The organism is Oribacterium sp. KHPX15 (assembly GCF_900107835.1).
Classification (GTDB): Bacteria; Bacillota; Clostridia; order Lachnospirales; family Lachnospiraceae; genus Oribacterium.
In genome coordinates, this window is record NZ_FNRG01000015.1 from 20,278 (window position 1) to 33,596 (window position 13,319).

The window sequence follows — 13,319 nt, forward strand, 5'->3', positions numbered from 1 at the left end:
ATCTTTTTGAGAATAACTGGTATAGAGAAAATGATATTGTGAAAAAAGCGTTTGTTCCTTAAAATGATTGGAACAAACGCTTTTTTATCGAAGGGCCGCAGAAAAAAGATGACTGCTATTCTGACCGGCGGCTCCGGGGCGGGTAAGGGAGACATCATGGCTCAACACAATCTTTCTAAGGGAAACCTTCTTCACAATATGATATGGTTCTCACTGCCTTATCTTCTGAGTTATTTCCTGCAGACCCTGTACGGGCTTGCAGATCTTTTTATAGCGGGGCAGTTCAACGGATCGGAGGTCATATCCGCCGTGTCCATAGGCTCACAGGTCATGCATATGGTGACGGTGATGCTTGTGGGACTCGCCATGGGCTCTACGGTCATGATAGGCCGGTATGTGGGAGCGGAGGATGACAGGAAAGTGAGCTGTACCATAGGAAATACCGTGACTCTTTTCACGGGAGCTGCATTGATAGTTACGGTGATACTGCTTATGACCATCCATCCCATAGTTTCGGTCCTTTCTACACCTGTTGAGGCGGTGCCCGGAACCGTTAGTTATCTCACCATCTGCTTCGCCGGGATTCCGTTTATCGTAGCCTACAACATACTGAGCTCCATTTTCAGAGGCATGGGAGATTCAAAGAGTCCCCTTAGGTTTATCGCCATCGCCTGCTTTGTGAATATAGTTCTTGATCTTATCTTCATGGGACCCATGAGACTGGGGGCATCCGGTGCGGCCTTCGGTACAGTGCTGGCTCAGGGGGTGAGTGTAGTCATTGCCCTTATGGCCATAGTGAAGAAAAGGCTCTTTGTTGTACATAAGGCTGATTTCATGCCGGACAGAAAGATCCTTGAAAAGATACTCGGCATCGGTGTTCCCATCGCCTGTCAGGACGGATTTGTTCAGATCGGTTTCCTGGTCATCACCGTGATCGCCAATCGGAGAGGAGTGGATATATCCGCGGCGGTCGGCATAGTTGAGAAGACCATCAGCTTCCTTTTCCTGGTGCCTTCAAGTATGCTTTCGACTGTCTCTACCATTGCAGCTCAGTCCATAGGAGCGGGAGACAGAGAAAGGGCACGTCAGACCCTGAAATACGGGGTAATGATGTCTGCCGGTATCGGACTCATATTCGCGGTACTTTTTCAGTTCATTTCAGACCCTGTTTTTTCAATGTTTACATCGGATCCTGTGGTACGGGAGCTTTCGGTTCAGTACATGCGAACCTATGTACTTGACTGCATCGTGGCGGGAGTACATTTCCCCTTTTCCGGATATTTCAGCGCCTGCAATGCTTCTGTCCTCAGTTTCGTACACAACGTGCTGTCTGTGCTTCTGGTGCGTATCCCGGGAGCGTGGCTCGCCACAGAGCTGAGCCCTGATTCACTGTATGCCATGGGACTTGCGGCTCCCGCAGGCTCGCTTCTCAGCGCTCTGATCTGCATCGGCTTCTATAAATGGTACAGGAAGAAGGGGAGGTTCTGAAAAAAGAATTAAGCGGCAGAACACAGTGCGTTTTGCCGCTTTGTTATGAATGAATGTGCTCTCGTGAAAGGTTCCGGGTTTAAGGGCATGATCTTCGGATCATGCCCTTTTCTTTATGATAGAACAATATAAAATAATCATTTTTTGTGCGTTATAGTTATTAATAAAACAACCGATAGTATAAAGAAAGTAGAAATCTTATCGGGAGACACAAAATAATCTAACCGATGGAAAGGCATGGGAGATCATGGCAGCAAATGAATTTAAAGATATAAACCGATATGTAAGCCCGGAAAACAGTTCTTACTCCAAAAGGATGAATGCCATAGTCAGCTTTATCTATATAGTTCTTGCCGTGTTCATATTTCTTCCTGTACTTCTGGTTATCATTATTTCGTTCTCCTCTGAGGACAGCATAAATGAAATCGGGTACAGCTTTTTCCCAAAAGGATTATCTCTGAAGGCTTACGGCTACCTCTTTAATTCCGGTGGCTTTCTTGGAAGAGCCTTTCTGAATTCCCTTTTGATAACTGCAGCCGGTGTTGTTTTCGGCCTTATGCTCATGTGTCCCATAGCTTATGCATTATCCCGAAAAGAGTATAAATTGAGAAGAGGTATCCTTCTTTTTCTTATGATTCCAATGCTTTTTTCCGGTGGTCTTGTGTCGTCCTATATGGTGAACACCCAGATTTTTCATTTGAGTAATTCTTATTATGCCCTTATTCTGCCAAATCTCTGTTCAACCTGGTTCATCATGATACTGAGAAATTACTTTCAGAATGCCATACCGGATTCCCTCATAGAAGCAGCGGAGCTGGACGGAGCCGGCCATTTTCAGATATTCAGACTCATAGTGGCACCCGTGGCGAAGCCTGTCATCATGACAGTTGCCCTGTTCCAGACCTTCAACTATTGGAACAGCTGGTATCCATCGCTTTTGTATCTTGACAGTAATCACACAGAGCTTTATCCGCTCCAGTATGTTCTTGTAAATATGGATCGAAGCATTCAGACTCTCGTCAGAGATACCCAGTATCTTTCGGGAATGAATGCCTATACTCCGCCTACCATCACCATCAGAATGGTCATGGTAGTGGTGGTTATACTTCCGGTGATGCTGATACTTCCGTTCTTCCAACAGTTTTTGAAGCGAGGAATGACAGTCGGAGCCATAAAGGGCTGATATGGACAGGCGTGATTTTCATCATTATCAGTGCCGAAAAGCATGGGTTCATATAGGAGCCAATTAGATTGGTATCTGAATGTCAGAAATAAACGGCGAAAAACATGAGCTTAAATAGGAGATTGGTATGCTGCGTAAATTTATAAATAGGATAGTGGCTGTATTTTTTGCGATATCGCTTTCTGTTTTTATGCTTACAGGCTGCGAAGCCACAAGAAAAAACGATGACAGCATTGTCCTTCGATGGGTTACCTACCAGGCCTCGGATGTTCCTCTCGACATAAAAGAAGTGGTGGAGGCTGCCAATGCCGTGTCGAAGGAGAAGATAGGAGTTACAGTAAATCTTGAATTTCAGCCCTCAGATAAACTTAATCTGATGATGGCCTCCGGGGAATATTATGACATGGTCTTTACCTCTTCATGGGTAAACCCGTTTGATAAAGGAGCTACAGCCGGGCTTTATCGTGACGTAACGGATTTAGTGAAGACTGAGACACCTGCACTATATGATTACGTTGATCCCTTCTGGGAAGCCGGAACGGTTAACGGGAGAATATATGGGATTCCGCTTCTTAAGGATATGGGTGCCGAAGAAATGTTCCGCATAAATTCCGATTATTTTGAAGGAAAGAAGGGGATGGTCATCCCGGAAAGAATGAATTTTGAGGATATAGAACCCTTCCTTAAGGCTTACAAGGAGGACTTTCCGGGCAGGTATCCCCTGGATATGACCAAGGGCGGGATACCGGGATATATGAATTCTGTGGAGAGGGTAGTCCAGACTCTGGTGGTGCTGCCTTTTGGTGAAGGTCATGAAGCCTCAAATGTGATCCCGTTTTACGAGTGCGATCAGCTGATGGACAGATTCAGGCTCTTACACAAGTGGTATAAGGCGGGGTACATTCATCCCGATGCCGCAACCATAGAATCAACGACCTCGGATAAATCCATTCCGGTTCGTTTCGGAGTTGCCTGGAAAGGATATCAGGGATACTCAAATCCCGAGAACTGGGGGTTTAATGTCAAAACCTCAATCTATGAAGGTCCGTTTTTGTCCCGTTCCAGCGAACAGGGTGCCATGATCAGTATATGTGCAGCCTGTGATGACGAGCATACAAAAGCATGCCTTAAGTATCTTGAACTGCTCAGCACAGACAAAAGGTTCAGGGATATACTTGCTTACGGTATAGAAGGCAAGCATTTTGAATATCTGGAAAACGGTACCGTCCTTCGAACCGATACAGGACTCAGCAGATACAATACCGCCCTTTATCAGACCGGAGCTTCAGCCGCTGCTTCCGTGGAATCTGTCAGCAGGACTTTTCTGGCGGACCCGGATCAGTGGAAGGGCGTATTTGAGGAATACAAAACAGACGGTATATACAGTGCAATCAATGGCTTTGCCTATGATCAGGCCCGAAAAGAAGATATCATTGCCGCTTTGAATGCAATCTACAGTGACTATAAGACAGAGCTCATCACCGGTACAAGCGATCCTGATAAGGTACTTCCGGTGATAAAAAAGCGAATGGAAGAGGCAGGCATGAAGGAACTGGTGGAGGATGTAAGGCAGCAGCTTAGGGAGTGGGAAAAACTTAATCATGAATAAAGCTTCTGTAAAGAAAGAAATAGGCTACTCAAAAAAGAAGAATCGTGCCCTGACGCTTATGGCGCTTCCGGCCATAATATGGTTCATCTGCTTTTGCTATATTCCCCTGTTCGGAATATGCTTTGCGTTTAAAAGATTTACGCCTGTCCCCGGGGAATCACTTTATAAAAATCTGTTTGTGAACAGCAAGTGGGTGGGATTTGAAAATTTTTCATTTCTGCTCCGGTCTTCGGACATGCCCGGGATAATGTTTAACACTCTTTTCTATAACACTATCTTTATCATACTTGGCATAGTTATACCTGTTTTTCTGGCTGTTTTTCTTACTGAATTACATAGCGAAAAACTAAAGGGCACCATTCAGATGGTTATGGTTCTTCCGTACTTTCTGTCCTGGGTCATAGTAGGGTATCTGGTATATGCTTTTCTTGCCACAGATGAAGGAACTGTCAATCATATCCTCGGCTTTTTCGGCAAAACGGCTGTCCAGTGGTATCAGACTCCAAAGTGCTGGAGATTGTTTCTGATTATTCTCGGAGTATGGAAGTCTGCAGGCTACAGCATGATCATTTATCTCTGTGCCATTACTTCCATCGACAGGACCCTGTATGAGAGTGCGGATCTTGACGGAGCCACCTTTATGCAAAAGGTGCACTATATCACTTTACCGCATCTCACTCCGACCATATGTACTATCTTTATATTGAGTGTCGGGAATATACTTAATTCGGATTTTGGACTTTTCTATCAGGTGCCCATGGACTCCGGCTCCCTGCAGGGAGTCACACAGACCCTGGACGTATATGTCTATAAGGCTCTCATGCAGCAGGCAAACTTCAGCTTTTCCGCAGCAGCATCGTTTTTACAGAGCCTGGTAGGTTTTGTACTCCTGATGGTGACCAATAACATCATCGCTGCCATAGACAGGGACAGCAGTCTGATGTAACCAGGATTCAGTCAGGATAGAGCCGGAGGGCATCCAATGGATGCCCTCCGGCTCTGTCCCTTCACTGAATGTGAAATAAATGTGAAATCTGTAAATTGTTAGCACTCGATGCTTGACGTTGCTAATAATGCGTTTTATAATACGATTTGTTGCTAGAGAAAAAGTCTTTTTAGACATAAAAACAGAAATCCGGTTAGCTTTGATGTGGATTTTTGTAAAAATCTTATATCCCGTTCTAGCCGGACAAGTTAATAAATTAGGAGGTCAATCAAATGAAGTTAGTTCCATTATTTGACAGAGTAGTTCTTGAGAAAGAAAAGATGGAAGAGACCACAGCAAGCGGTATCGTTCTTCCCGGACAGAATGACAAGGAGAAGCCAGGTCAGGCAGTTGTTGTTGCAGTAGGTCCCGGCGGAGTTGTTGACGGAAAAGAGATCACAATGCAGGTTAAGGTTGGCGATCACGTTCTTTTCTCAAAGTATGCGGGTTCAGAGGTTGAGATCGACGGAACCAAGTACACAGTTGTTAAGCAGAACGACATTCTTGCAGTTGTAGAGAAGTAAGATTACTGTGAGGCAAAAGCATTTGCCTGAGTTATCGAAGGATTAATACAGATTTACCGCTGTGATTTCGAAAAAGCAACGGCGGAGAGCTTGAGGAGGAATTCAAAATGGCAAAAGAAATTAAGTACGGCGTTGAGGCCAGAAAGGCACTTGAGGCCGGCGTTGATCAGGTTGCAAATACAGTTAAGGTTACACTCGGACCTAAGGGCAGAAACGTAGTTCTTGATAAGAGCTATGGTGCACCGCTTATCACAAACGACGGTGTTTCCATCGCTAAGGAGATCGAGCTTAAGGATGCTTACGAGAATATGGGTGCCCAGCTCGTTCGCGAAGTTGCATCAAAGACCAATGATGTTGCAGGTGACGGTACAACAACAGCTACAGTTCTTGCACAGGCAATCGTTAAGGAAGGAATGAAGAACCTCGAGGCAGGTGCTAACCCTATCATCCTTCGTAAGGGTATCCACAAGGCAGTTAAGGCTGCAGTAGAGTCAATCAAGGCTCAGTCTTCAAAGGTTAAGGGCAAGGATCAGATCGCTAAGGTTGCCGGAATTTCAGCAGGTGACGAGCATGTCGGTGAGATGGTTGCCGATGCTATGGAGAAGGTTTCCAAGGACGGTGTTATCACTGTTGAGGAATCAAAGACCATGCTTACAGAGCTTGATGTAGTTGAAGGTATGGAGTTCGACAGAGGATATATCTCAGCTTATATGTGCTCAGATATGGATAAGATGGAAGCAAACCTTGACGATCCTTACATCCTTATCACAGACAAGAAGATTTCAAACATCCAGGATATCCTTCCCGTACTCGAGAACATCGTAAAGAGCGGCGCTAAGCTCCTTATCATCGCTGAGGATGTTGAGGGTGAGGCTCTTACAACTCTTATTGTTAATAAACTTCGCGGAACCTTCAATGTAGTTGCTGTCAAGGCTCCCGGCTATGGCGACAGACGTAAGGAAATGCTTCAGGATATCGCTATCCTTACAGGCGGACAGGTTATCTCTTCAGATCTCGGTCTCGAGCTTAAGGATACAACTATGGAGCAGCTTGGCCGTGCTAAGTCCGTTAAGGTTTCCAAGGAGAAGACAACTATCGTTGACGGTGAAGGTCAGAAGTCTGACATCGAGTCACGTATCGCTGAGATCAAGCAGCAGATTTCTACAACCACATCTGATTTTGACAGAGAGAAGCTTCAGGAGAGACTTGCAAAGCTTTCAGGCGGCGTAGCTGTTATCAGAGTCGGTGCAGCAACTGAGACAGAGATGAAGGAAGCCAAGCTCCGTATGGAGGACGCTCTCAATGCTACACGTGCAGCAGTTGAAGAGGGTGTTATCGCAGGCGGCGGATCAGCTTACATTCATGCTCAGAAGTCTGTTGAGAAGGTTGTTGAGGAGCTTGACGGAGATGAGAAGACAGGTGCAAAGATCATTCTTAAGGCGCTTGAGGCACCTCTTTATACAATCGCTTCCAATGCAGGTCTTGAGGGTGCAGTTATCGTAAACAAGGTTAAGGAGACTCCGGACGGACAGGGCTTCGATGCTCTTCACGAGGAGTATGTAGATATGCTTGAGGCCGGAATCCTCGATCCTGCCAAGGTTACAAGAACAGCTCTTCAGAACGCAGCTTCTGTAGCTTCAACACTCCTTACAACTGAGGCGGTTGTAGCTGATATTAAAGAGCCTGTAGCTCCTGCAATGCCAAACCCGGGTATGGGCGGAATGATGTAATATAAGTGAAAGCCTGAACTTTCAAACTTATTGAATCGAAGAAGGATATTCTTTGAATTGCACCATTAGTGTAAATTTCGTATAATTAAGCTCGAACTGTGTTAAAGCAGTTCGGGCTTTTTTTAGGGTAAAACAGATTGACATCTGTATATCGGAAATAAGCAGCGAAAATCTGTGTTTATAAATGAGAGGAGCGGTAATTATATGGACGATTATGTAGAGCACATGGTGAAAAGAAATGACCCTGTATACTGGAAAGCAGCATTGGGCATTGCAGCAGTTCTTACGGTTATCTCACTTTTTTTGGCCCTTCAGTATGCATTTGCACTGCTTTTGCTCCTTGCGATGCTGGCAGCAGACTATGCAATCTGGCTGTTTTCAAGTGTTGAATACGAATACACCTATTTCGGCGGAAGCTTCGAACTGGACGAAGTCCTGAACAAATCCCGCAGAAGAAAGATCGTTGAAACAAACGGTGAAGAGCTTGTCCTCTTTGCGCCGAAAAAATCCGATGCCGCAAAGTCTGAAATTGGTAACGCAAAGGTACTGGACTACTCCGGTAATGGTTCCGAAGATAAGAAATATGCATACATCTATATCAGGAACGGAAACAAGACATGTATGTATATCGAAGGAACAGAAGAACTTCTTAAGCAGGTTCGGAGAAACACACCACAGAAGTACAAGACATATTGATAAATAAAAGAGAATCCTTTTGGAGTATCTTTAACTGTGTGACATATGTTAATAAAATCGTTGGCAGGAAACCTACATTGCATTTTGCAGTGTAGGTTTCTTTTGTATTAAAGAATTTCAGTGTAGGCCGTGTCTTTTTCGGATTGCTAATAAAAATGTGTATTTCTGCCGATATAGAATTTGTAGTACGACAAGTGATTAGACGCTCATATGTATGTCTTAATGAGGGAATTTGCATGAATATAGATTTAAAGCAGGCTTATAAAGGTTTTGTTATAGTTTTTCGTTTTTTTAATGTTTAAACATGGATAATGAGTATGACATGGATTAAAATAGAAATGTGAGAATAGTTGTTTTTTAGAGGGGAAAGATAGATATGAAATACGTTAAGAAAGGATTTACTGTAGCGGAGTTGCTGATAGTATGCGCTATCGTGGGTATTTTGGTGGCAATAAGTTTGCCTATCCTTAATGTGCAGCTTGAAAAGTCGAGAGAGGCGCACGATATAGCTTTGATGCGCACGGCGGCAGCGGCTGCAATGGAATATTATTATATAGGAGATTATGTTAAATATAGCGCTGATTTAGATAATGAAACTGATCCGGAAAAGAAAAATATCGGATTGAGCGTGGACCGAATGTCTACTGGTCCGGAGTCGTGGAATGCATATGGTGCCTATGACCCAAGAACAGGAAAAATTTATAGAACAAGAGATTTACTTCCTCCCGGTAAGAACGGTAAACGTTACGTTTATGGCAAAGGTACTAAAGTCGATGGTGGAACACGTGTTCCATCAGGTAGTGAGTCAGGAGAGGCTTATCAGTCCACAGAGGACTATAGGAATGCGGTTGTTATGGTTTCAATTTATGCAAAAGCAGCGACGCCTCATATTGATGTTTATTGGAAAGATAATACGAAATCTACTAATTCCAATTATATTGGTGGCAAAGCTTCCAATATAAATGGTCCTCAACGCTGCTTAAGGCTCTATCCAAATTAGGTATATGCCGGTCTTTACAAAAATCTTACAAAATTCAAGGAACAGACTTTTTTATTAAAGTCTGTTCCTTTTTTGTATGGATAACTTCAACCAAATTAAGGCAGATTTGGGTTAACATATAAAAACAGAGACAGTAGCGGTTTATGCAACATGAAATAATGAACCGTTTCTTCTCAAAGGGAAGGGTTTATGAGAAATGAGAGAATTCAAAAGTAGAAAAAAACAGGAAGATAATAACGAAACCTGGGAGAACGAGGAGTTACAGGAGTTTAAAAAGGACTCCGTGGAATTTTTCAGAAAGCATAAAAAGGTTCTTGCTTTGGGCGCCGGCTTTACTATAGCCTTTATGCTGTTGTTTGGAACCATAGCTTTTGGAATCGTTAATCGTGCCGTTGAAGTGGAACAGACAGAGCAGCTTGCGGAGGTTGAGACTACAGGAGAGGTCATTAAGATCACAACCGATGAAGGCCTTACAGAGGCTGCATTTAATCAGTCAGAGAAAATCAACACTACTATAGAAACCGGAATTCCGGAAACAGCGGAGACGGCAGCTGCGACAGGCGAAGATCGGGCTTCGAAAGCAGCTGCCGGATCCGGCAGGAAAGCTTCAAACGGAAATAGTTCAGGTGCAGCATCAGGCAAAGTGGCAGGAGCAGAACGCAGTGTGAATTCCGAAGAAAAAGAAACTAATGCTTCAACCGTGGCAGCTGCCACAGAAGCATCAACCGGCAGCTTTTCAGCCAATACTGCTTCAGATGACCAGGAAGCTCTCAATCAGATTTTGGGAGTGGGTTCATCCGGAGCAAAGCTTGATAAGGCTGATGGAACAAAAAAGGCATCTGAAACTAATAGCGTTCTCAGCAACGAGCCATATATGGACAGCTCTTCTGATACAAATTCAGATTCAGAAACTGAAACAGAAGAAAATGCTCAGGAGACCAAAAATGCAGTTGAGGCCGAGACCCCTGCTGAGACTACAAAAGAGACTGTAGCAGAAACGGAAACCGCAGCGGAGACTGAAAAAGAGACCGAAGCAGAAACAAAAGCTCAGAAGACAGAAGGTACTACCGGATCAAACAGTGGTACGGTAACTCTTCCATTGGAAAAGAAAAAGCTTACGGTTCTTGTATATATGATAGGGTCTTCTCTTGAAACCAAATCAAACCTTGCTGCCAACAGTCTTGTGACCATGCTTTCAGCAAACCTGAAGACAGATGATATTAATGTTGTCATCGAAACCGGCGGAACCAAGGATTTCCATAACATCTCAACGGCTGACAAAGAGTTTGACGAGTCAAAGATTGAAAGATGGATGATCAGCGGCACAAAGCTTATCCATCTGGGCGATGGCGGAAACACTTCTGAAGTCAGCATGACAGATGGTGATTCATTTGAAGCTTTTCTTAAATATGTAAAGAAAAACTTCCCTGCAAAGAGATATGAGGCGGTTCTCTGGGGACAGTCCGGCGGACCCGTAAGCGGCTTTGGATATGATGAGGTTAACGGCTCAGGCGAGCAGCTTACATTGACAGAGATGTCTACAGCTCTCAGCAATGCAGACATGGATCTGGATCTTCTGCTTTTTGATGCAAGACTTATGGGCGCCATGGAAACAGGTTACGGACTTTCATCACATGTGGATTATATGATCGCTTCGGAAGATAATGAGTATTGCATAGGTCTTAACTATACAAACTGGTTGAAGAAGCTGAACAGCAATCCCGAGTTATCAGCTATAGAGCAGGGTAAGCAGGTTATAGATGATTTCATTGCCGTAAACAAGGGAAAAGGTGAGGGCAAGGATGAAATGGTAGGCGCTTATTCACTGGTGGACCTTAAAGCCCTTAAGCGAAACACTTCCGACAGGCTGAAGGCATTGGCAGAGCTTCTGAAGAGCGCTGAGAAAACCGAAAACGGAAGAGATCATCTGAGGCAGGCAAGTAAGGAAGCTTACAGATTTGCACCCAATTACAGCTATGATCTTGTGGATTTCAGCAGCTTTCTCGGAGCAATAGAGAGTAACTTCACAGGCAGCGGAAGCGAAGGCATCAATTACAAAGAGATAAGGGAAGCAGCGGCCTCCCTAAGGAGTTCTGTTGAAAACGCTGTTGAAATCAGCAGATATGTGACTCCAAACGATGACGGCGGTGTATCCGGTCTCACCATTTATTTCCCGCAGCCCGGCACAGATGCAGAAAAGAAGGAGAAAATGCTCAAAAAGTATGAGGGACTGAATTTCAGTACTTCCTATCAGCAGCTTATAAAGCAATATGCCGAATAAGGTATGTGGCTATGCAGATAGCATATTTCCCGGTTCGGTGCATCAGACTTAAGAAGTTGATATTACTAAGATTTCTAAATAACATACATAGAATTGCTTATGAAAAGGAGGGTTGATTTTAAATCCTCCTTTTGTTATACTCGTTAAAATTTTATAACAAATACCCATTCATAACCTGGATCCAAGCCCTTCAAGGGGAAAAGGACCTTTTAAACAGACAGAGTGACATGTTAAAAAGTGTCAGCGATTGTTTTTTTTTTGAAAGGAGATTTCCGATGGCCAAGATTATCGGCGATGGCATCACATTCGATGATGTACTGCTCGTACCTCAGTATTCAGAGGTTGTTCCCAATTCTGTTGATGTTTCAACTTATCTTACAAAGACAATAAAGTTAAACATCCCGTTTATTTCTGCAGGTATGGATACCGTTACAGAGCATCAGATGGCTATCGCCATGGCACGTTGCGGCGGCATAGGCATTATTCACAAGAATATGTCTATCGAGCAGCAGGCAGAGGAAGTAGATATGGTAAAGCGTTCAGAGAACGGCGTTATCACAGATCCTTTCTTCCTTAGCCCGGAGCATACTCTTAAGGATGCCAATGATCTTATGGCCAAGTTCAAGATTTCAGGTGTACCGATCACAGTGGATCGTAAGCTTGTGGGTATCATCACAAACCGTGATCTGGTTTTCGAAGAGGATTTCACAAAGCAGATAAAGGAGTGTATGACTTCCGAAAATCTTATAACAGCAAAGGAAGGAACAACTATTGAGGAGGCAAAGCAGATCCTCGCAAAGGCAAAGGTTGAGAAGCTTCCTATCGTAGATGATGAGGGAGTTCTCAAGGGTCTCATCACCATCAAGGATATCGAGAAGCAGATGAAGTATCCGAACTCTGCAAAGGATTCACAGGGAAGACTTCTTTGCGGTGCAGCTCTCGGAATCACTGCCAATGTTGTAGAAAGAGCAGCTGAGCTCGTAAAGGCACATGTTGATGTTGTAGTACTTGATTCTGCTCACGGTCACAGCGGAAATGTACTTAAGTGTGTATCACTTCTCAAGGAGAAGTTCCCGGATCTTCAGATCATTGCCGGTAATGTTGCCACAGGTGCCGCAACTGAAGCTCTTATTAAGGCAGGAGCTGACTGTGTTAAGATCGGTATCGGACCGGGATCTATCTGTACAACCCGAGTTGTCGCAGGTATCGGTGTTCCTCAGATCACAGCAGTTATGAATGCTTACGAGGTATCTTCAAAGTATGGTGTACCTATCATCGCAGATGGTGGTATTCAGTATTCCGGTGATGTTGTAAAGGCTATCGCAGCAGGTGGAAACACAGTTATGATGGGTTCTGTATTTGCGGGTTGTGATGAGGCTCCGGGTGAGTTCGAGCTTTATCAGGGACGTAAGTACAAGGTATACAGAGGCATGGGCTCAATGGGTGCCATGAAGCAGAAGAATGGTTCTGCAGATCGTTATTTCCAGGCCAATGCCAAGAAGCTCGTACCTGAAGGCGTTGAGGGACGTGTTGCTTACAAGGGTAAAGTAGAGGATACTATCTTCCAGTTTGTGGGCGGTCTCAGAGCAGGTATGGGATACTGCGGTGCAAAGGATATTCCTACACTTCAGAGCACAAGCGAGTTCGTAAAGATCTCAAGTGCATCCCTGAAGGAATCACATCCACATGATATTCACATCACAAAGGAAGCACCCAACTACTCAGTTGAGGATAATTAAAAACAAATATTTATTTTCCGAGCTGTTCCGAAAGGAACAGCTTTTTTGTGGTATAATCAACATCAAATAAAAGTAAATCAATCG

The 13,319-nt window shown here is 44.2% G+C and carries 10 protein-coding genes; all 10 read left to right on the forward strand.

Features of this window, described 5'->3' with window-relative positions; translation table 11 throughout:
• The first annotated feature begins 108 nt into the window (after positions 1-108).
• The 10 genes from BLV86_RS10120 to guaB all read left to right on the forward strand — a co-directional run bounded on the left by BLV86_RS10120 (position 109) and on the right by guaB (position 13,235).
• Positions 109-1,488, forward strand: a complete 1,380-nt coding sequence (locus tag BLV86_RS10120; protein ID WP_090816785.1) for an MATE family efflux transporter — start codon at positions 109-111, stop codon at positions 1,486-1,488.
• 247 nt (positions 1,489-1,735) lie between these two features.
• A complete protein-coding gene (locus BLV86_RS10125) occupies positions 1,736-2,671 on the forward strand; it encodes a carbohydrate ABC transporter permease (protein WP_090816788.1) in 936 nt (311 codons plus the stop codon).
• A 127-nt stretch (positions 2,672-2,798) separates the two neighbouring features.
• Entirely contained in the window at positions 2,799-4,280 is a 1,482-nt protein-coding gene (locus BLV86_RS10130) for an ABC transporter substrate-binding protein (protein WP_090816791.1), read from the forward strand.
• Positions 4,273-5,226, forward strand: coding sequence for an ABC transporter permease (locus BLV86_RS10135; RefSeq protein ID WP_090816794.1), 954 nt, complete (start codon positions 4,273-4,275; stop codon positions 5,224-5,226). Before BLV86_RS10130 ends, BLV86_RS10135 begins: the two co-directional genes overlap by 8 nt.
• 272 nt (positions 5,227-5,498) lie before the next feature.
• Complete coding sequence (locus BLV86_RS10140; protein WP_029200923.1) at positions 5,499-5,789, forward strand: co-chaperone GroES; 291 nt, start codon at positions 5,499-5,501, stop codon at positions 5,787-5,789.
• 107 nt (positions 5,790-5,896) lie between these two features.
• Positions 5,897-7,519: a chaperonin GroEL gene (gene groL, locus BLV86_RS10145; RefSeq protein ID WP_031552316.1), complete on the forward strand. Its 1,623-nt coding sequence runs from the start codon at positions 5,897-5,899 to the stop codon at positions 7,517-7,519.
• Between the two features lie 204 nt (positions 7,520-7,723).
• On the forward strand, positions 7,724-8,215 hold the full coding sequence (locus BLV86_RS10150; protein ID WP_090816798.1) for a hypothetical protein: 492 nt from the start codon (positions 7,724-7,726) through the stop codon (positions 8,213-8,215).
• A 376-nt stretch (positions 8,216-8,591) separates the two neighbouring features.
• Positions 8,592-9,215: a type IV pilin protein gene (locus BLV86_RS10155; RefSeq protein ID WP_090816801.1), complete on the forward strand. Its 624-nt coding sequence runs from the start codon at positions 8,592-8,594 to the stop codon at positions 9,213-9,215.
• A 196-nt stretch (positions 9,216-9,411) separates the two neighbouring features.
• Complete coding sequence (locus BLV86_RS10160) at positions 9,412-11,496, forward strand: clostripain-related cysteine peptidase (RefSeq protein WP_090816804.1); 2,085 nt, start codon at positions 9,412-9,414, stop codon at positions 11,494-11,496.
• A 275-nt stretch (positions 11,497-11,771) separates the two neighbouring features.
• Positions 11,772-13,235: an IMP dehydrogenase gene (gene guaB / locus BLV86_RS10165; protein WP_090816808.1), complete on the forward strand. Its 1,464-nt coding sequence runs from the start codon at positions 11,772-11,774 to the stop codon at positions 13,233-13,235.
• Positions 13,236-13,319 lie beyond the last annotated feature (84 nt).